The following is an 18,336-nucleotide window of genomic DNA, read 5'->3' as shown; positions in this document are numbered from 1 at the left end:
TACGACGTTGCGCGAGGATTAATTCGATCTTACCGCTGCGTGGGCGGGATGCCTAGAAACCGGCCGCAAGCCGCCGGTCGCGAATCAGATGCCGAGACGCTCGCGCAAGGCTTGCCGGTAAGGGCGAGAGACGCTCCAGACCGCCTCGCTGGCGCGCAATTGGACCATCCACTTGCCGTTGCCGGCATCTGCCGAACCGATCTTGCCGACATGCTTGAGATTGACGATCGCAGTCCGGTGAATGCGGAGGAAGTCAGCTGCGGGCAGGAGCGCGGTCCACAAACCCAGTGGGCGGGCATCGAGTACGACGGAGCCGCCCATGAGCCAGACCTGCGTGTAGTCCTTGGCCGAGCGCAGCCCGAGGATCTCGCCCGGCGCGACACCCCGGACCTCGCCGCCGCGGCGCAGATAGAGCAGCGGCGGAAATGTGCCCGCACTGCGCGCCGGCGTTTCAGTCGAGGAAGGCGCCGCAACGTCTCCGCTGTAGAGCGCCAGACCGATCAATTCGGCACAGGCCGCGAGCGAGATCGCCTCGCTCGTGCTCCATGTCCGTCGCTCTCGCGTCATGTCGAATCCGATGCAAGCCCGTAGTCCGCCCTTGCTCAGGACCGGCACACTCAGGACGCTCTTGTCGCCCTGACGCAGCATCTCGCTCGCCAGCGGGCGGGCGAGCCGCGGCAAGCGCTCGACGTCGTGGATCATCACCGCTTCGCCCTTCATCAGGAAGCGATGCAGCCAGCCGATCATCGTCACCGGGGCGTCCTGAAGGTCCTCGACATGCGATCGCACTCCGTCCCGGCACCATTCATGGGTATTGCGGAAGCGTAGCAGGGCCTCGTCATATTCGAACATCCAGGCCCGGTCGACATGGGCTCGAGCGCCGAGATTCTTCAGGATTTCTGAGACCGCGCTCGATGCAGATTCGCTCAGCAGAGACCTCGCAGCGAGGAACGGCCAGTCCGATCCAGCGCCAGAGGACTCGCCAACCGGGACATTTTCGAAAGACCGCATGCGTTGGCAGAACTCGTGGCGCGGATTGGTCGAGCGGACGGCATGCGCCAAACTCTTTTCCGCCGGCAGGTGGAGTGTCGGGCATGATACGGAAAAAGAAAACCGCCTTTCGAGGGCGCGCATGAACTCTGCCGGCGCCTATGCAGACATCCAGCGCCCGCGAGACCGCAGAGCTGGAGACCTTGCTCGTTTCAGAGCGGCCTCGGGGAGGAGGATATGCTGAACGACGGCACGTCGCCTGTCGATATCTGGCATCGCTCCGAAAATATCCGCTCGTTCAGGCGCTATTGTGCATTGGACCACCTCGATGTTGGTCTGCTGGAATGGAGATCGAACGCCGCCAGCCTTCTCAGCAAGGGATTGAGCTGATCCTGTCAATCGGCAGGGGCCTTAGCGCCCGCCTGGAAGTCGATCCAGCCTGAGCTGCTACGCTGGCTTATTCGGGTATTGCGGACATCGCCACCTGCGGTGACCACTTGGCGAGGCCCCGGGATCTCGCCCATGCCGGATGTCGGCTTCCGGCCGGTGACCCAATGTCCGGACGTGGCGCAGAACGGCAAGCTCAGGTCTTGAGCGTGCGCGGCTCAAAGCGCGCTACAAGGCGATCAATCTCGCGCAGCAATACTCGGGCGAAAGCCGACTCGGTCTTCATCCTGCTGCGGGATGGGTTGGAACGCCTTGAACGGCTCAGCTCTTGCTGCCGGATAAATTCTTAGCCTTCAATCAGCCATTTCAGGATCAGGGCGACGAGATCATCGACTGCTGCTTCCAACAGCATGCCGCCTTCCATGACCTCAGCCGATAGCGCCTCCATCGTTCCAATCAAGCCGACACACCGTCGCTGCACCGCTTTCGAATCGAGTTTCGAAAGCGGCTGGATGGCTGCCGCATAGAAGGCTGCGTGGTCTTGCCGGGTCCGACGCTGGTGAACCTCCATGGTCGCATCACCGCGCAGCGCCGCATCGATCGCATGCCATTCTGGCCCGATCGTCAGCGCGCATTCGAGATAGGCGCTCGACAGGATTCGTGCGATCCGCTCTGGCTCATGCGGGGCGTCTTTTAGGGCGGTCGCCAGGGCCGCGAGCTGCCGATCCATTGCCATCTTGGAAAGAGCGATCATCAGCCCCGAACGAGTCTCGAAGTGGCTGTAGGCGATCGGTTTGCTCACTCCCGCACGTTCCGCCAGCAAGCCGAGTGTCAAGGCGTCCGTACCCTCTTCGCGCACGATGGCAGAGGCAACTTCGAGGAGTTGGGCGCGGCGTTCAGGCCTCGGCAGCTTCTACCCCTAAATTTCCGAGCAGCCTCTCATCCCTTGACTGCGCCGGATGTCAGGCCGGATACGAGGTAGCGCTGGATCACCAGGAAGAAGACGGCGGCCGGCAGTGCAAAGACGACCGATGCCGCCATCATCTCGTCCCACGCGACCGAGTACTGGCTCTCGAAGGATGTGAGCCCGACGGAGAGAACCCAGTTGCCCTGCGTCGCGATCAGGGTGCGCGCCAGAAAGAATTCGTCCCAGCCGGTGATGAAGGAAAAGGCGGTCACGACAACCAGACCGGGGACCGCGAGCGGCAGCGTGACGCGGTAGAAGGCGCCCATGCGGCTGCAGCCGTCGATCTGGGCCTGCTCCTCCAGATCGATCGGAATCCGGTCGAAGAAGCCCTTCATCAGCCAGGTCGCCAGCGGCAGGATGAAGGCGGAATCGGCGATCGCGAGGCCGAGCAGCGTGTTGTAGAGGCCGAGCTGCCGGAAAATCACATAGAGCGGCACCACGATCAGCGTCGCCGGCAGCATCTGCGAGAACAGGATGAAGATGCCGAACCCCGTCGTCATCTTCCCACGGAAGCGTGACAGCGCGTAGGCCGCGTTGATCGAGACGATGGTGCAGAAGATCGAGGTCGCCGAGGCCACGACCGCCGTGTTCGAAAGCCAGGTCAGGACGGCGCGCTCGGTGAATATCTTCTCATAGGCCCTGAATGAAATGCTGCTGGGGATGATCCGCGGCGGCCACACGAAGAGCGAGCCGGTGTCGAGCGACGAGACCAGCATCCAGTAATAGGGAAAGACCACGATCGCCGCACAGAGCAGTGTGAAGGCGAAGGCCGCGACCCTCCGCGGAAGCGCAAACCGGGATGCCGAGCCGACAGGCTCGGTCTTCATACTCATCGTCGAACGAAGAAACGAGGTCATGGGGTCTCCCCGCGGCGCACGATCAGGAAGAAATAGGCCAGGCTGAGGACGAGTAGGATGACGAGCAGGACCGCGCCGACCGCCGAGGCGTAGCCGATGCGCTGGTACTGGAAAGCGACGTTGTAGGTCAGGATCGACAGGGTTTCCGTTGAGCGGGCCGGCCCGCCGCCGGTCATCGCGTAGATCATCGTGACCTTGCGGAATGAGTTGAGGATCAGGATCAGGATCAGGACGACGTTGACGGCGCGCAGGCCGGGCAGCGTGACATGGATGAAGCGGCGGAACACGCCGGCACCGTCCACCATCGCCGCCTCGTATTGCTCATCGGGAATGGTCTGGAGCCCGGCGAGCAGGATCAGCATCGCGAAGGGAAATTGCTGCCAGCTCGTGACGAGAACGAGTGCGGGCATGGCAAGCCCGGCGCTGGTCAGCCAGGCCACCGGCGCGCTCAGGATGCCGGCTTCCACCAGCGCGTAGTTGATGACGCCGTACTGAGCGTCGAGCATCCACACGAAGATGAGCACGGCCACCACTTCGGGGATCGCCCACGGCATGATGAACAGCGTGCGGATGAAGCCTCGGCCCGGGATCTCGCGGTTGAGCAGCAGGGCGAAGCCGAGGCCGAGGCAATAGGTCAGGACCATCGTCGCGGCGCCGTAGATGAAGGTCACCGCGACGGAATTCCAGAAGGCGGGGTCGCTGCCGAGTGCCCAGTAATTGGCGAGGCCGATGAACTCGCCCTGATTGTAGCGAAGCAGCCGCGTGTTGAAGAAGCTGAGCGTGATGCCTCGCACGATCGGGTAGAAGAGCAGCCCGGCCATGATGATCCCGCATGGCATCATCAGCCACACCGGCATCCAATCGAAAGGCTTGGCGCGCGACGGCCGGTCGGCGGCTGGAGAATGGCGGGTCATGCGGCCCCCTGATTGGTATCAGACCGGTTTCTTGACTTCGCTGCTCGATTGGCCCGACCGCAGAGAGCGCTCGCCGGCTGGGAGACCGGACGGCGCGCCCCTGTTGGCGTGAGGGCGCCCGGCCCTCAGCGGGTCTTGGACCAGGTTTCCAGGGCTTTCTGGGCCTGGTTCAGGCCCTCCTCCACTGTCGCGGTTCCCGCATAGATCTTGGCCAGATGATCGGCGGCGATTTGCCGGAACTCGGCCGCGTCGACCGCATAGCCGGGCGGTGCGTAGCCGAGGCCGCCGGGATACTTGGCCGCGATTTCGACCATCTTGCCGACCCAGGGATTGCCGGCGAGGAACTCAGGGCTCAGCTTCACGTCCGTGCCGGGGATTTGCAGAAGCTTTTCGACATAGGCGCGCTGGGCCGGCTCGGCATTGATGATGTCGAGATACTGGCAGGCCTCGGCCTTGCGCTTGGAACCGGCGGGAATCGTGTAATAGGCGCCGCCGGTGATCGCCGCATGGGTCGGCGTCGGCATCACCGTGAAGTCGACCTTCTTGGCGAGCTCCGGATTGGCGCTGCCGACCTGGACGATCACCCAGGGGCCGTCGAAGATGAAGGCGACCTTGCCCTCGGCAAACATGGTGCGGATCGCATTGGCGTCGAGCCCCCTGGGGCTCAGCTTCTCGTCGAGGAAGCGCTTGATCCAGGTCACGCCCTGGATGGTCAGCGGGCTGTTGGCGGTGATCGTCCCGTCTGGCTTGGACCAGTCACCGCCCAGACCGACGATCCATTGCATGCTCTGGAGATAGGGAAAGAGCGCGTTCGACATATTGTTGGGGAAGCCGTAGCCCCATTGGCCAGTCTTCTCCTTGACGGCCTTGGCTGCAGCGTAAAACTCGTCCGGAGTGGTGGGGATGCGCTCGACGCCGGCCTTTTCCAGGAGATCGCGATTCACGATCATCGACTGCGGGCTCATGGTGAGCGGGATACCGTAGGTCTTGCCGTCCTTCTGCGCGTATTTCACCGAGGGCAGAAGCCGATCCTTGAACGACGAGGCCGCGATGCAATCGTCCAGCGGAGCGAGCACCCCTTCCCGGATGAGGGGGGCGAGCATGTTGGTATAGACCGGCATCAGGTCCGGCACGTCGCCGGCGGCGATCTGCGTGGTGATGACGTTCTCGAAATTGGCCGGGGACAGGACGGTCGCCTCGACCTTGAGACCGGGGCGCTTGGCCTCGAACTCCGCCTTGCGTTCCTTGTGCCAGGCGCCGACCTGACCTTCCTCCCACATCCAGCTCGGATATTTGAACGGCGCGTTCTGTGCGAGGGCCGAGCCGGCGAGAAGCGCGGCGCAGCAGGCGCCGAGAATTGCGGATTTCATGAGCCATCTCCCGTGCTGGTATCATGGAAATCAACTGGTATTATGATATCGGCTATTGATGCCGTTTTTCTTTACCAATATCATACATGTCTTATGGAGCGGCGCAATCCATGATTTTGGACAAGACCGGACTGATGGAGAGAGTCCTGCGCGATGCAATCGAGCAGGGAAGGTTTTCGCCCGGCAGCGCGATCCCGTCCGAACGGCAATTGATGGAAGAGCACGTATTGTCGCGCACGACCGTGCGCAGGGCGATCGATGCACTGGTCGAGGCCGGGCACCTCGAACGCAGGCCGGGTAGCGGCACCTTCGTTCGCGACCGACTGGCGAGCATTCGCCCGGACAGGCTCCGGCCCATGCGGCTGGCCCTGATCATCCCGACCTTCTCGAAGTCCATTCTACGGCGAGATGATCGACGGTATGGAGCAGGCGGCGCGCAGCCACGACCTCAAGGTCATGGCCAGCCAGTCGGAGTACCGCCAGGACAGCGAGAACGAACAGCTCCTGGAGGCGGCAAAGGACCCCACCATTGCGGGCGCCATCGTGGTGCCCGGTGCCGTCGACGGGCCGGCGCCGGGGGCGCTGCGGCTGATCGAGGCCGGCAAGCCGCTCGTCTATGTCGGGCGCTGGCCGAAGGGCCTGAAATGCGACACCGTCTGCACCGATTATCTCGCTGCGGCCAAGCTGGCGGTCGAGCACCTGATCGCGCTCGGCCATCGCTCCATCGCCTATGTCGAGGGCGCTCCGCATTTCCAGGGCTTCTCGCCGCAGAGCGGCTATAGCGAGGCCCTCAGGGAAGCGCGCATCGCGCAGCGCCCGGAACTGGTCTGCCTGTCCGACCTGCCGCCCCAGGAGGCCGGGCAAGCAGCCGTGTCGGAACTCATCCGCCGCGGCGTGGAATTCACCGCCGTCTTCGCCCGCAACGACGTGACGGCCGTCGGCGTCATGCGCGCCCTGCGCGAGGCCGGTCTGAATATCCCGGCGGACGTCTCGGTGGCGGCGATCAACAACAGCCTGCTCGCGCGCTCGCTCGATCCGCCGGTCACGACGGTCGATCCCTATCCCTCGACGCTCGGCCGCCTCGCGCTCAAGCTGCTGCTCGACCGCATTCTCGGAGGCTATGACGGCCCGCCGATCCGGATGACCCTGGAGCCGTCGCTCAACCTGCGCGAGTCGAGCGGGCCGCCGCCCGAGAAGGCGCGCGCTCATGGCTGATCATCTCTTCGCGGTCGGCAGCTTCACCGAGAGCTATGCGGGGTTTCGCGCGGTCGGCGAAGGGCTGTCGCTGGTTCGGCTCCGCAGCGATGGCGGGCTCGACATCGTCGATCGCCTCGATAGCCTGCCCAATCCGTCCTTTCTCAAGCCGATCGCCGGCAATCGCCTGCTCGCGTCAATCGAGGTTGACGATTCCCGGAACGGCATCGCCACTATCGTCATCGATGCGGGGCGACTGTGTCTCCAGCATCATCAGCCGACCGTCGGCAGGGTTCTCTGCCATGTCGACGTCGATCCGACCGGACGCTGGCTCGCCGGCGCCTGCTATGGCAGCGGGCACGTTTTCGCGGGCCCGCTCTGCGCGGGAGGGCCGTTCAGGGATGTGCTGAGTACCGTCCGGCGCAGCGGCCATAGCGTACACCCCATCCGCCAGACGGTGTCCCACCCCCACGCGGTCCGCTTCTCGCCTGATGGCCGCTGGATCGTCGTGCCCGATCTCGGGACCGATGAAGTCGCCTGCTATCCGTTCGCGGAAGGCCGGCTCGACACAGCGCGAGTGAACGTGTGGCATGCTCCTGCCGGATCGGGCCCAAGGCTTGCCCGCTTCAGCCGGGACGGCCGCCATCTTGTCCTCGTCCATGAATTGACCAGCGAGGTCTCGTCACTGCGCTTCGATGACGGCGTCATGGAACCCGTTGCCCGCATTTCGAGCCTGCGAACGCCTTTCCCCGGCGAGAACACGGCGGCCGGGCTGCATTTGGCACCCCACCTTGAGTGCCTTCGTCGTTTCCAATCGCGGCGCCCAGACCATCGCCTTCTTCCATTTCGACGTTGACAGCGGTCTGATCTCGCCTTGGTTCGACATTCCCAGCGGCGGGGACAAGCCACGCGATTTCGCCTTCTCGCCCTGCGGCCGCTGGGTCGTCGTGGCCAACCAGAACGACGACCGCCTCGTCGTCTGGGAGATGGACTGGATGGCGGGCAAGGGGCGCAGCGCGGGCGAGGGCCTGACGGTGGGAACCCCGAGCTGCGTGGCGTTTCTGCAGGATCAGAGGCAAAATTCCTGAACGAGCCCTCGAGCATGCTGGAAAATGGGCCGGAGAGCGCGCCGCCTCACGGCAGGTGCACAGGCGCGCATGGTCTGTTTTGAAGCAACTTAAGGCAAATGGTTTTACAGCGCGGCGTTTGCCTGTCGCGCGTGACAGCCCTTCGACGATCTCGTCCCAGCGGCGGCTGAGATCGTTTTGCCGGGCATAGTCCTGACCATCCACATGCATCAGTTTGCCGAAACAGATCTTTGATCTGTTCTCGGAACTCCCGAGTAGACCGGCATTCAGCAAGAGACGAACCAAGGCATAGGGCGTCGATCTCGGCACGTTGATGGATTTGGAGAGATCGGAGATCCGAATTGGCTCGCAGCGCTCGTGCAGATGCGACAGTACTTGGGAAACCCGTTCTATAATGCGCTCGCGACTGACGTTCGCCGTTTTCGTCCGGCTAGTCGTTCTCTTCCCGTTTCTTGGATCATGCGTAAGCAGCCGCTTGAGCGAAGCAAGATTCGAGTCTTTTATATGGGACAAATACATTCACTATCATGCTGAAAATTTAAAAAGTCTATACCATATGTCCGTGGCGTTCTTTGCCGAAGCTTGACGTAATAATTCTTCAAGATAATCATCGCGCACTACAAAATTGTATTTTTCATAGCAAAATCGAACAATCAATAAAGAAAATTTCTATAATCTCGTGCTTAAATCGAGTTTATATGGAGGTGTTTATGGGTATTAAATCAATTAGTGATGACGACCCACGCTTCAGGACGCTTGTGAGGGGATTTAATCAGCGTTGGCCGGCCGAAAAAACTGATTCACCAGAGAAAATATACATTGCAAAATCGGCAGGAGAAGCAAAAGAGGCCCTACAATCTGCATTTTCCCTTGGATTGCGCCCAACTATTCGGTCCGGCGGGCATTGCTATGAAGATTTCGTTTCAAATAACCCAGGGGGCGCAATCATCGATGTCGGCCTCATGGCGGGCATCGAAAAGGATCCCAAGATTGATCCGGCGCCCGAGAAGCCCCGCTCCTATCGTTATCGTGTCTGGGCAGGAAGCCAGAATTGGGACGGAGCGGTGGCGCTCTACAAGCTGGACAACAAGTGCCTGCCCGGCGGCTCCTGCTATTCGGTCGGTGCCGGCGGCCATATCAGCGGTGGGGGCTACGGTCTCCTGTCCCGCATGCACGGGTTGACCGTCGACTGGCTTGCCGGCGTGGATATCCTGGTTGCCGACAAGAAGGATGGAAAGGGCAAGCCGATCGTTCGGCTTGTCCACGCGAACAAGGATCAGAACGCAGATCTCTTCAAGGCTTGCCGGGGAGCTGGTGGTGGAAGCTACGGGCTCATCACCGCGTTCTATTTCGATGACCTTCCCGAACCGCCCCGCCATGTCGCGCTCCTGATGCTGCAGTTCCCTTGGAAGCAGTTCGTTGCCGACCCGAAAGACCCGAAAACCAGGGAGAAAGACGCTGAGAAATTCCTTGGCTTTCTCAACAAGTATGCCGCCTATTTCAAGACTTCCGACAAGAATCCAGCCTCCTATGGGCTGTTTTCTTTCCTTAAAATAACCCCATATGTTGCCGGCAACATTGCGCTGACCGTCCAATATTGTGACGATTCGGGGCGGCTGAAGGATACGGAGCAGCTGGAAAAGTTCATCAATGACATGACGAATGGCTACGAATCCGGCCATTTGGATGACGCCATGCCCACGGCCCAGATTCCATTCATCTGGCCTGACCAAGACGAACGCCTCGCGAATCTCCGTAAGGGGAGCGTTGTTCTCGATTGGCTATATGCGACGCAATCTCTGAACGGGTCTGGCAACAACCAGCGGGGAAAATACAAATCGTCCTATATGAAGGATCTTTTCACGATCGATGAGGCCAAGGCGCTGCTCGAGCATCTCGTTTACAACGAGGCGGCGCAGAAAGATCCGGATTTTGTGCAATCCCGTATTTCGATCGACTCTTATGGCGGGGCGATCAACCACAAGTATAAGGGAAATCCACATTTCGATCCGGCGGCCAATCAGACGTCGGTGTCGCAACGGTCATCGATTCTGAAGCTCCAGTATCAGACTTACTGGATGGATCCCAATAATGATCAGAAGCACCTCGACTGGATGCGGAACCTGTACACCGCGGTTCACCAGAAAGATGGCTTAAACGGTACGCCCTATCCGGGCGCCCGATATGAAGGTTGCTATATCAACTATCCGGACATTGATATGCTGAACGGAGAAAAGCCGGGCGCGACGGATGCGCAAGGCAATCCCTACGATTGGGGCACGCTCTACTACGGCAAGGCGCTGTTCTCTGAGTTGAAGACAACGAAGGGAAAGTACGACCCCTACAATTTATTTCATCACGCGATGTCCATTCCGCTCGACGGGGCTCGGGGAGGGAAGGGCTGATGGCAAATCGAAGCTATATCAAGAATGTGAAGCCCATCGGCTTTGTGTCGCCCGAACCGACATCCACGAGCGTCCTGGTTGGCGCCGACGGAATGGCCTGCCCCCATTAGGTGGTCCGGTTCAAGTCTACATGGTGGACTTGCTGGCTACGGTTGAGGTGTCCGGTGAGGCGGGTTGGGTTTGCGCAGCCGGCCACAGCGAGCAGCGCTGGTGGCCGGCAGCCGAACGAGGAGTGCGGGCGCCGGGTATCATGGTACTGGCGCCAGCCCTCGACGACGATCCAAGCCTTGGCGAGGCTGTAGAACATTCCACCGTTCAGGGACTGGTCGCGAAGCCGGGAGTTGAAGCTCTCGCAGTAGCCGTTTTTCCACGGCGAGCCTGGCTCGATGAAGTCCGTTTGGCGCCGACCGTTATGACCCAATCCCGCACCGCCTTGGCGACGAACTCGGGACTGTTGTCCGAACGAACATGCCCAGGCACGCCGCGCAGGATGAAGAGAGCCTTGCACCTCAAGGATGGTCTCTCTCAACTCATCCGGCAGATCATCCGCCCCCAACCCGGCAGAGTACGCTTCGCTGCCAGGACAACGCGCGAAATCGATATCCAGATTGATGGCGATTTCACTGGAGGCACCCCCAGTCGCGATCGGTGCCGAGATTGGTGGGCCGCAGAGCGGGATCCAGCACGGACTCCGCTTCGTCGTCGGGCCCGGCCTCGATCAGAAGGACGCTACACGCCGGGTTTTCGGCCAGGGGCGGGCAACCACCGATCCCGACGAACCGGCGCCGCATATGATGAAGTCGTAGGCGGTCTCGAGGTTGGCTCTGCGCTCCGCCTGGTTTTGGCGTGCGCGTCTTTCGAAGCCCCCGGCATCGCCGGGGGCTTAGGTGTCAGTCATCGTTCGATCTTTCCAGTTCGGCGCTGGGCAGTTTCGGGGACCGCGATACGCGGCTGGCCGTTACTTTGCGGCGGACGCTGTCTGGCGAGCGGCCTGGTCGATCACATCGGCGACGACCTTGGGCTGGGTCATGAAGAGGGCATGGCCGGCCGAGACCTTCGTGACCTTGGCGCCCATGCGCTTGGCCATGTGATCGAGCATCGCCTGATCGAAGGCCTTGTCCTCACTGGCGATGACGGCCCAGCTCGGCTTGGTGCGCCAGGCGGCGTTCTTGAGCTTGGTGCCGAAGGCCGAGAGGTTGATCGGCACCTGCGAGTCCCGCATGAAGGCGACATCCGCATCGGAGACATCGTGTGCGAAGCCAGCCTTGAACTTGGCGCGGTCGACGAAGGCGAAACCATCCTGCGCCTTGTCGAGGACGAACTCGGTCGCCGGGGCGAATCCCTCATATTGCTGGGCCGTGGTCTCGCCGGCATCCGGAGAGAGGGCCGAGACATAGACGAGGCCAGTGACCTTCGGATCGACGCCCGCTTCGGTGATGACAGTGCCACCCCAGGAATGGCCGACGAGGATCGTGGGGCCGTCTTGCCGGTCGAGCGCCCGCTTGGTGGCCGCGACGTCGTCTTCGAGCGAGGTCAGCGGGTTCTGAACGATCGTCACGCTATAGCCGCGAGCCGTCAGCAGGTCATAGACGCCCCGCCATCCCGATCCGTCGGCAAAAGCGCCATGAACCAGAACGACATTCTTGGCAGGCTGCGCCGTGCTCGCAGTCTGAGCGAGAGCGGCCTGCGATATGCTGCCGATGGCGGCTGCGGCGAGAAGGGCGTTGCGGATGGACTTGTTCATGACAGCTTTCCTTCGTTTTAATATCGCAGCAACTGTTATTGCGATAAAAGATTTGCCGGTTACCGCCATGCTTGTCAATAAGACATTTGTCGCGATATATGTTTTCGAGGTCACGGTTCCGTGAACCGCAGTGAAAGGCCTGCCGATGACCGATGCGACCACCGCCCCACCAGTGCCGCTGGAGGACCAGCTCTGTTTCTCGATCTACTCAGCCGAGATCGCAATCCAGCGGGCCTATAAGCCGTTGCTCGATGGCCTAGGGCTTACCTATCCGCAGTACCTCGTTCTCAACGTCCTCTGGCGCGAAGACGCCCAAACGGTCGGCGGCATCGCTCAGCAGCTTGCCTTGGAGTCCAGCACGTTGACGCCGCTGCTCAAGAGGATGGAAGCCGCGGGCCTACTGCGTCGCACCCGCAATCCCGAGAACGAGCGCCAGGTCATCATCGCGCTCACGCCGGAAGGTGACGCACTTCGCTTTCGTGCCGGCTGCCTGAACGCAAATCTGCTTGAAGCGTCCGGCCAGACGGTCAGCGAACTTGGGAAGCTCAACCAGCTGATCCGGCAACTTCGCGACGCAATCTATGCCCATACCGGTGCTCTAGGCGTAGGAGGGCCGGGTATGGACCCCGATCCCAGGAGCTGATGCTAAGGCAGAGGCCGCCTAGACCGTCGGCACGGTCCCACCATCGATGACGTATTCGGTTCCGGTGATGCTCCCCGCTCGGTCCGAGGCGACGAAAGCAATCAGGCTTGCAACTTCGTCGGTGCTCGCGGGACGACCGATCGGAATTCCGCCGAGGGAATCCATGATCATCTTCGTGCTCGTCTCGACGCTGACGCCCTGTTGCTCGGCGAGGCGCTCCGCGAAGTGAACCGAGCCCTCGGTGGCAATCCATCCCGGCGAAACACGGACGACCCGCACGCCTTTGGGGGACACCAGCTTCGAGAGGCTCTTGCTGTACGAAGAGAGCGCGGCCTTCGCTGCGGCGTAGCCGATCGTCGCTTCCGGCAGCGGCATGACTCGCTGGATGGAGGTGACATGAATGACGACACCGCTGCCTTGTGCAGTCATCGCCGGCACCAATTCACGATCGAGGCGAATGGCCGGCATCAGGTTGAGGTCGAGCTCCTTGCGCCATACCTCATCGGTGAGCGCCTCGTACCCTCCTGCCGGGGCGGAGGAACCGCCCAGCATGTGCACGATGATGTCGACTCCGCCCAAGCGCTCTCGGACGGCCTGTGCCAGCTGCGCGCAGCCCTCCGGCGTCGTGAGATCGACGCCGACGAACATCTCGGCCGGCAGGTCTTCCGGCTTCGACCTGGCGCTGGTCAGGACCCGGGCGCCCAATTCGCGGAAAAGCTTTACGGTTGCGGCGCCTGCGCCACGCGTGCCGGACGTCACGAGCGCCCGCTTGCCTTCGAGGCTGATGAACGGGTTCATGGGGTAATCTCCAACTCGCCGATCTTGTCACCCTCCAGGCGGAAGAAATAACGCAGGTCGATCGGGCTGCCCGGGAAGTTGCCCTGGACGTGGCAGGTCACGACGGTGCGGCCGCGCTCGCGTTCGATCGCAATCGGCGTCGAAGTTGCTGTGAATTTCTTCGAATACTCCACGTTCCACTGACGGATTTCGTCCCTGCCAGTGTGGACGTGGTTCTCATCCCGAACAGTAGCGGTGTCCGAAAAGCAGTCGGCCATCGCTTGAGGATTGGGGTCGAGATCGGCGGTGAAGTATCGCGCGATTGGCGAAGGCAGTTCAAGGGACATTGTTGACATCCTCAGCGTTGAATTCTGCAGACCTGGCCGCCGGCTGACCTGTTGAGATCTTGCATCAGCGGTTGCTTTCACGGACATCAACTTAGCGATGGACAGTGGGACTGATAATCGGGATAAATTGGGATGAAACGTTGCGAAATCCGGGACAATGATCGGCCATAATCTCATCGAGCTGGATGCCGTCATGGCGGTCGCGCGTCGGAAATCGTTCCGGGCAGCGGCTGTGGAACTGCAGATCTCCACGACGGCGCTGAGCAATCTCATCGCGAAGTTCGAAAAGCAGCTCGGTGTCCGTCTGTTCAATCGGACGACCCGGAGTGTCTCACTCACTGATGCCGGGCGGAACTTCGTCGAACAGATCGGCCCTGCTCTCGTTGAGATTCACAGCGCCATGGACAGCGCCATGTCGCAACAGGAGGTACCGTCCGGGACGATCAGGATCAACGCGTTCCCGACCGCAGCGCGGGAGATTCTGGAGCCGCTGGTATTGGAGTATCTGCGCCGATATCCGCAGGTGCACATCGACCTCGTGACCGAGGGGCGCTTGCTCGATGTGGTGGCCGACGGCTTTGACCTCGGCGTCAGAAGCGCGGATTTCGTGCCCAGCGACATGATCGCTGTTCCGATTGGCCAGGCACGATCCTACGTCGTTGTAGCTTCACCGGCGTATCTCGAAGCGCACGGCAGACCACAGGTGCCGCTCGATCTGCTCAATCACACCTGCATCCGCATCCGACTGCCAAATGGCGGCATCTACAAGTGGCACTTCGAGAAAGACGGCGAGCCTGTCCAAATCGACGTGCAAGGCCCCATCACCCTCGACGAGGCCAGCCTTTCGCGGACCGCCGTCCTGCGCGGGATCGGCCTGGGTCTATTTATGGAGTCGGACGTCCGTGAAGACATCACAACCTGCCGCCTGATCCGCGTCCTCGAAGACTGGATGAAGCCCGTGGCGCCCTTGTGCCTCTATTATCCCGGGCGCAAGAATCCGTCCGCCGCGTTCAAGGAATTTATCAGCCTCGCACGCGAGTTCACCCCGGCTATGAATGCCGATCGGAGGTGACGCGGCAGCCAGATCACGCTGCGACGAAAGTCCGCTTGTGGGCAAGTGCCGAGAGTCAGCTTGTGGCGCAGGGGCGACGGATCGGACTGTCTGTGATGAAGCCGTAACGCCTGGCTCGTCTAACGGCTTCGATTCGTTGACCTCGATTTCCTGTCCCAAAAACTGCTATCCCGCGGCGCTTAGGCTTGTATTTTGGAGAGAAAGTCTGCGTATAAATCGATCCATTACGCAACGAAATTACACTGATCCTTCGATGCGAACTAGAAAAATTCTAAATTATATAGACGGCAGGAGGGGGCATTGAGCATCTTATTGCAACGGTGGATTACTTTTTTGGGGTTGGGCGCTAGCTATCTAATTCAATTGCACTTTGTGCCTGCGGCGGCATTGAACGTTGCTGCCAATGTTCATCCCTTCACCGTTCTCAGCTTCGCGGTGCTGTTCATTTTAATCGGAATAGCGCTGGAGATCAAAAAATGGCCGGGTGGAAGGGTTATAGTATCGATTGGTTTCTTCGTTTCAGCAGCGATGCTGCTCTATACATCCGTTCCGATCGCCGTCCTGTGCATCATGATATTTGCGACGGTCCTCGCGTTGCTCATCACAGCGCGGGTCGGGTTGATCTGGTTTGTCCTGCTTTGCGGGCTGGCCGGCGGCATTGTCGGCCACGCCACGCGCGATTGGGAGCTTGCGGCGGCAGGAGCGCTGGCATCCGGACTACTCTTCGTTGCAATCAACTACCTTGTTCAGCTCGTTACCGACCACACAAACGAGCGTGCGCAGCTGATAAAACATAGAAGGGATATATCGCCAAAGGTGATAGCCACGTCCCTGGCCTTCTACTGGCTGCCAACTGTCGCTCTGGTGGCGCTCGGAATGTGGGTCAATAATTCGATCCAGATTTTCGGGATCCAAAAGGTCTACGACGCCCAGATCGTCAGGAAGAAGCCGGTTGAGGCCGGCGCGAAGGCACCAACTCTCGAAGACAGCGTCATCTACACACTGGAGCAACACCGCGCAGAGAAGCAGAAGGAGTTTTTGCAAAAGCTTTCTGAAAGCTCCGCATCGGCGGCTAACGCATCGAAGGTCTTTCCTGGCGTTGTCGCTGAACAAATGGAGCTCTTGAGGCCAGGTTTGATCGATACCGGCCGCTGCAGTGGCGCAAAGGCAAAAGTCTGGAAGTTTCACATACCTCTCGGTTGGCTATGCGTGATGGCTTTGGACGCCGCGAACGATGGAATTCAAACGTCGTTCGTGAACGCCAAGGCCAAGGCCGTAGCTCGTGCCACAGAGAAGGCAGCGAAGTTCAGCAAAGTTCAAACGGTGGCAGCCGAGGAAGCTCGCAAGGCTGGCCCGGAGTTGGTCGATGTCTTTTTTGACGAACTCACAACGTCGGCCAGATACACCTTCTTGATATTCAATACCCTGGCGCTCGTGTCGTATGTGTTCCTTGCGGGAGGTATCCTAGGCGCACTCAACCTAACGCTCGGCCGGATCCTGTTCGACCACACGCTTTCCCCCCGAAAGGGCAGGAAATCGGCGCTGGCTTTTCGTCTTAGCGATAGTGCCCAGCCCGCAAAGCGGTTGAACTTCAAGTCATATCACCAGGTACCGCTGTCGGCCTACGCCATTCCATCGAAAGGAAATGTCGACTGGTATGTTGCATTCCAGGCCATGCGTGCGGGCCCTGGAACGCATATGCGGACCAGCGCTCCGTGCCCGGCCTCGCTTCTATTTTCACGGGTTATTGCCCGGCGCTACCTGATGACCAAAATCACGGTGGAGCCGAATTACCCAAATAATAATGGGCCAATCATATCGAGCCCAGGTGATCTCAAGCTGATCCTGATTGAATTGGTTGATGGGCAAGAAGTGGTATTCCGTGTGCCCGATCTCCTCGCTTTCACCAGTGAGACCACGCTTGGCTCTACATACACGGCTCATATTGCGACGCACCTACTCGGGCTAGGCTCTTTCTTTGCGACTGCAAAAGGCCCGGGCTGCATCGTCCTTTGTTCGGAAGGCCAACAAGTGCATGGCCTTTCGAACGGAACGTCGGTTCCGGCGGAGAGCCTCCTGTGTTGGGACAGGAGGACCGAATTCACGCTGGGCCAGGAGCTTACCGTAAGGGGGATGTGGCTGAATGACCCATCCGTCGTAGGTAACTCGGTAGCCGACGCCGCAATTCTCGATGAAGGGCGGGCGAGTGGGACCGGCCTTTTCCGGCGCATCGTGAAGGTCGTGCGCTACTTCTTTCTTCCGTTTTGACGTCTGGGAGGGCGCACTCAGTTATATCTGCGCGAGTAAGCAAAAATAGCTTGCTCGCGCAACGATATCCGACAACTAGGAGAATCAGTTTCCACCCAGCTTGTGAAAGTAAAAAGTCTGAAAATAACGAAACGATTCTCGACCTGGTTGCGGGGATCGTCTCCGCCTTTGTAGCGCATAACAGCGTTCCCACGTCCGAGCTGCCGGCGTTGATTGCCAGCACGCATGCGGCTCTTGCCAGTCTGGGCAAGGAGCCGATTGCCGCGGTGGAGGAGAAGCCTGTCCCGGCCGTCTCGATCAAGAAGTCGATTTCGCCGGACTTTTTGATCTGCCTCGAGGACGGTAAGAAGTTCAAATCGCTCAAGCGTCATCTGCGGACCGCGTATGACATGAGCCCCGACGAGTATCGGGTGAAGTGGGGGCTGCCGACGGATTATCCCATGGTAGCCCCCGCATATGCCGACGCGCGCTCCCAGCTGGCAAAGTCCATGGGCCTGGGTCAGCAGCGCCGGAAGACCGCGGCAAAGCGCCGAACCGGCAAGACAGCCGCGTAAGGCTAGTTCGGCAGCCCCGGCTGATCGTTTTTGGCCGGGATTGCCAACATTGGCCCCCTCAACCGTGACTGCGGGGCGAGCCACACGTCGTCCCAGCCGCATCGCGTCGGATGGTTTGACGGATGTGTTGCGACGGGAACTGGCGCAGGGCCGACGAGTGCGCGCTTGGAGGGCTCATCTGCAACGACGCGGCAGAGGCCGTCTGCATCGCCGCCTTCACCGACGTCGACAACAAGCTGCTCGATGGAGGCGGCAGCTACACGCTCACCTTCGCGAAAGGCGCCCTCCCTCCGTCAACAAGTTCTGGTCGGTGACGATGTACGGGCCGGACTACAACCTCGTCCCCAACCCCCTCAACCGGTTCGCGATCCGGGACCGGACCCCCAACGTCAAGCAGGGAGCAGACGGCTCGACGACCTTCTATCTTCAGGCGACCTCGCCTGGGCCCGAAAGGGAGGCAAACTGGCTTCCAACCCCGGACCGGGCGGTTCGGCATGTTGTTGCGCGTCTACGTGCCAAAACAGCCAATCCTTGACCGAAGCTGGCTCCCGCCAACTGTCAGGAGGCTCGCTGGCTGAGCCCCCGCGCCCCTTTATCGTTGGCCTTCGGGAAGGAACTCGACCGGGCAATCGGCTTCCTCGGCGTCGCCGCCATCCACGAGATCGCGGCCCCTAAGCCGCTGGACGTCGGCGGTATCGGTCTCGGATCCTCCGGAAGCGGCAGTTCCTTCCGATGATTCCAAACCTGTCGTACCCCGTC

At 60.7% G+C, this 18,336-nt stretch carries 17 protein-coding genes and 5 pseudogenes; 11 read left to right on the top strand and 11 right to left on the bottom strand.

The annotated features are described in order from the left end of the window. Window positions 1-84: 84 nt before the first annotated feature. Complete coding sequence (locus ACFJGT_RS21305) at window positions 85-1,134, bottom strand: LytTR family transcriptional regulator DNA-binding domain-containing protein (protein ID WP_377842080.1); 1,050 nt, start codon at window positions 1,132-1,134, stop codon at window positions 85-87. A 93-nt stretch (window positions 1,135-1,227) separates the two neighbouring features. Here ACFJGT_RS21305 and ACFJGT_RS21300 point away from each other — a divergent pair, with 93 nt between their 5' ends. Then, window positions 1,228-1,380: a hypothetical protein gene (locus tag ACFJGT_RS21300; protein ID WP_377842076.1), complete on the top strand. Its 153-nt coding sequence runs from the start codon at window positions 1,228-1,230 to the stop codon at window positions 1,378-1,380. 343 nt (window positions 1,381-1,723) lie between these two features. Here the strand turns inward: ACFJGT_RS21300 and ACFJGT_RS21295 are convergent, their stop codons facing one another. The 5 genes and pseudogenes from ACFJGT_RS21295 to ACFJGT_RS21275 all read right to left on the bottom strand — a co-directional run bounded on the left by ACFJGT_RS21295 (window position 1,724) and on the right by ACFJGT_RS21275 (window position 5,485). Next, complete coding sequence (locus ACFJGT_RS21295; RefSeq protein ID WP_377849082.1) at window positions 1,724-2,179, bottom strand: TetR/AcrR family transcriptional regulator; 456 nt, start codon at window positions 2,177-2,179, stop codon at window positions 1,724-1,726. Continuing rightward, window positions 2,180-2,236: pseudogene (locus ACFJGT_RS21290) on the bottom strand (hypothetical protein); the annotation flags it as partial. A gap of 80 nt (window positions 2,237-2,316) precedes the next feature. After that, window positions 2,317-3,201, bottom strand: a complete 885-nt coding sequence (locus ACFJGT_RS21285) for a carbohydrate ABC transporter permease (protein ID WP_377842073.1) — start codon at window positions 3,199-3,201, stop codon at window positions 2,317-2,319. Next, on the bottom strand, window positions 3,198-4,115 hold the full coding sequence (locus ACFJGT_RS21280) for a carbohydrate ABC transporter permease (protein WP_377842071.1): 918 nt from the start codon (window positions 4,113-4,115) through the stop codon (window positions 3,198-3,200). The genes ACFJGT_RS21285 and ACFJGT_RS21280 overlap by 4 nt, the downstream gene beginning before the upstream one ends. Window positions 4,116-4,240: 125 nt before the next feature. Continuing rightward, the gene (locus ACFJGT_RS21275) at window positions 4,241-5,485 is read right to left on the bottom strand and encodes an ABC transporter substrate-binding protein (protein WP_377842066.1); all 1,245 of its coding nucleotides are present in this window, start codon (window positions 5,483-5,485) and stop codon (window positions 4,241-4,243) included. A gap of 86 nt (window positions 5,486-5,571) precedes the next feature. On the opposite strand from ACFJGT_RS21275, the pseudogene ACFJGT_RS21270 reads away from it, so the two are divergent. From ACFJGT_RS21270 to ACFJGT_RS21250, 5 genes and pseudogenes are all read left to right on the top strand, one after another. Next, a pseudogene (locus ACFJGT_RS21270) lies at window positions 5,572-5,787 on the top strand (GntR family transcriptional regulator); the annotation flags it as partial. 97 nt (window positions 5,788-5,884) lie between these two features. Beyond that, window positions 5,885-6,700 (top strand): annotated as a pseudogene (locus tag ACFJGT_RS21265) (LacI family DNA-binding transcriptional regulator); the annotation flags it as partial. After that, window positions 6,693-7,535, top strand: a complete 843-nt coding sequence (locus ACFJGT_RS21260; protein WP_377842062.1) for a lactonase family protein — start codon at window positions 6,693-6,695, stop codon at window positions 7,533-7,535. The pseudogene ACFJGT_RS21265 and the gene ACFJGT_RS21260, both read left to right, overlap by 8 nt. Then, window positions 7,471-7,767 (top strand): lactonase family protein, encoded by a 297-nt coding sequence (locus ACFJGT_RS21255; RefSeq protein WP_377842060.1) that lies wholly within the window; start codon window positions 7,471-7,473, stop codon window positions 7,765-7,767. Before ACFJGT_RS21260 ends, ACFJGT_RS21255 begins: the two co-directional genes overlap by 65 nt. A gap of 698 nt (window positions 7,768-8,465) precedes the next feature. Continuing rightward, window positions 8,466-10,172 (top strand): BBE domain-containing protein, encoded by a 1,707-nt coding sequence (locus ACFJGT_RS21250; protein WP_377842057.1) that lies wholly within the window; start codon window positions 8,466-8,468, stop codon window positions 10,170-10,172. A gap of 106 nt (window positions 10,173-10,278) precedes the next feature. Here the strand turns inward: ACFJGT_RS21250 and ACFJGT_RS21245 are convergent. The 3 genes and pseudogenes from ACFJGT_RS21245 to ACFJGT_RS21235 all read right to left on the bottom strand — a co-directional run. Further along, window positions 10,279-10,670 (bottom strand): annotated as a pseudogene (locus ACFJGT_RS21245) (integrase core domain-containing protein); the annotation flags it as partial. Window positions 10,671-10,804: 134 nt separating this feature from the next. After that, window positions 10,805-10,977, bottom strand: a pseudogene (locus tag ACFJGT_RS21240) (GMC family oxidoreductase); the annotation flags it as partial. Between the two features lie 153 nt (window positions 10,978-11,130). Continuing rightward, window positions 11,131-11,916 (bottom strand): alpha/beta fold hydrolase, encoded by a 786-nt coding sequence (locus ACFJGT_RS21235; RefSeq protein WP_377842055.1) that lies wholly within the window; start codon window positions 11,914-11,916, stop codon window positions 11,131-11,133. A 145-nt stretch (window positions 11,917-12,061) separates the two neighbouring features. Between ACFJGT_RS21235 and ACFJGT_RS21230 the strand changes: the two genes are divergently transcribed. Then, window positions 12,062-12,559: a MarR family winged helix-turn-helix transcriptional regulator gene (locus ACFJGT_RS21230; RefSeq protein ID WP_377842053.1), complete on the top strand. Its 498-nt coding sequence runs from the start codon at window positions 12,062-12,064 to the stop codon at window positions 12,557-12,559. An 18-nt stretch (window positions 12,560-12,577) separates the two neighbouring features. Here the strand turns inward: ACFJGT_RS21230 and ACFJGT_RS21225 are convergent, their stop codons facing one another. Continuing rightward, a complete protein-coding gene (locus ACFJGT_RS21225) occupies window positions 12,578-13,357 on the bottom strand; it encodes an SDR family oxidoreductase (protein ID WP_377842051.1) in 780 nt (259 codons plus the stop codon). Further along, window positions 13,354-13,683 carry a nuclear transport factor 2 family protein gene (locus tag ACFJGT_RS21220; protein ID WP_377842048.1) on the bottom strand — a complete coding sequence of 110 codons (330 nt, stop codon included), beginning with the start codon at window positions 13,681-13,683 and terminating at the stop codon, window positions 13,354-13,356. Before ACFJGT_RS21220 ends, ACFJGT_RS21225 begins: the two co-directional genes overlap by 4 nt. 157 nt (window positions 13,684-13,840) lie before the next feature. On the opposite strand from ACFJGT_RS21220, the gene ACFJGT_RS21215 reads away from it, so the two are divergent. The 4 genes from ACFJGT_RS21215 (at window position 13,841) to ACFJGT_RS21200 (ending at window position 18,112) form a co-directional block, all read left to right on the top strand. Further along, window positions 13,841-14,755: a LysR substrate-binding domain-containing protein gene (locus ACFJGT_RS21215; RefSeq protein ID WP_377842046.1), complete on the top strand. Its 915-nt coding sequence runs from the start codon at window positions 13,841-13,843 to the stop codon at window positions 14,753-14,755. Between the two features lie 300 nt (window positions 14,756-15,055). Further along, complete coding sequence (locus ACFJGT_RS21210) at window positions 15,056-17,023, top strand: hypothetical protein (RefSeq protein ID WP_377842044.1); 1,968 nt, start codon at window positions 15,056-15,058, stop codon at window positions 17,021-17,023. Window positions 17,024-17,157: 134 nt separating this feature from the next. Continuing rightward, the gene (locus ACFJGT_RS21205) at window positions 17,158-17,577 is read left to right on the top strand and encodes a MucR family transcriptional regulator (protein WP_377849033.1); all 420 of its coding nucleotides are present in this window, start codon (window positions 17,158-17,160) and stop codon (window positions 17,575-17,577) included. Next, complete coding sequence (locus ACFJGT_RS21200; RefSeq protein ID WP_377842041.1) at window positions 17,480-18,112, top strand: DUF1214 domain-containing protein; 633 nt, start codon at window positions 17,480-17,482, stop codon at window positions 18,110-18,112. Before ACFJGT_RS21205 ends, ACFJGT_RS21200 begins: the two co-directional genes overlap by 98 nt. Window positions 18,113-18,336 lie beyond the last annotated feature (224 nt).

The organism is Allobosea sp. UC22_33 (genome assembly GCF_042700715.1).
GTDB lineage: Bacteria > Pseudomonadota > Alphaproteobacteria > Rhizobiales > Beijerinckiaceae > Allobosea.
This window is presented reverse-complemented; position numbering and strand designations above follow the sequence as displayed.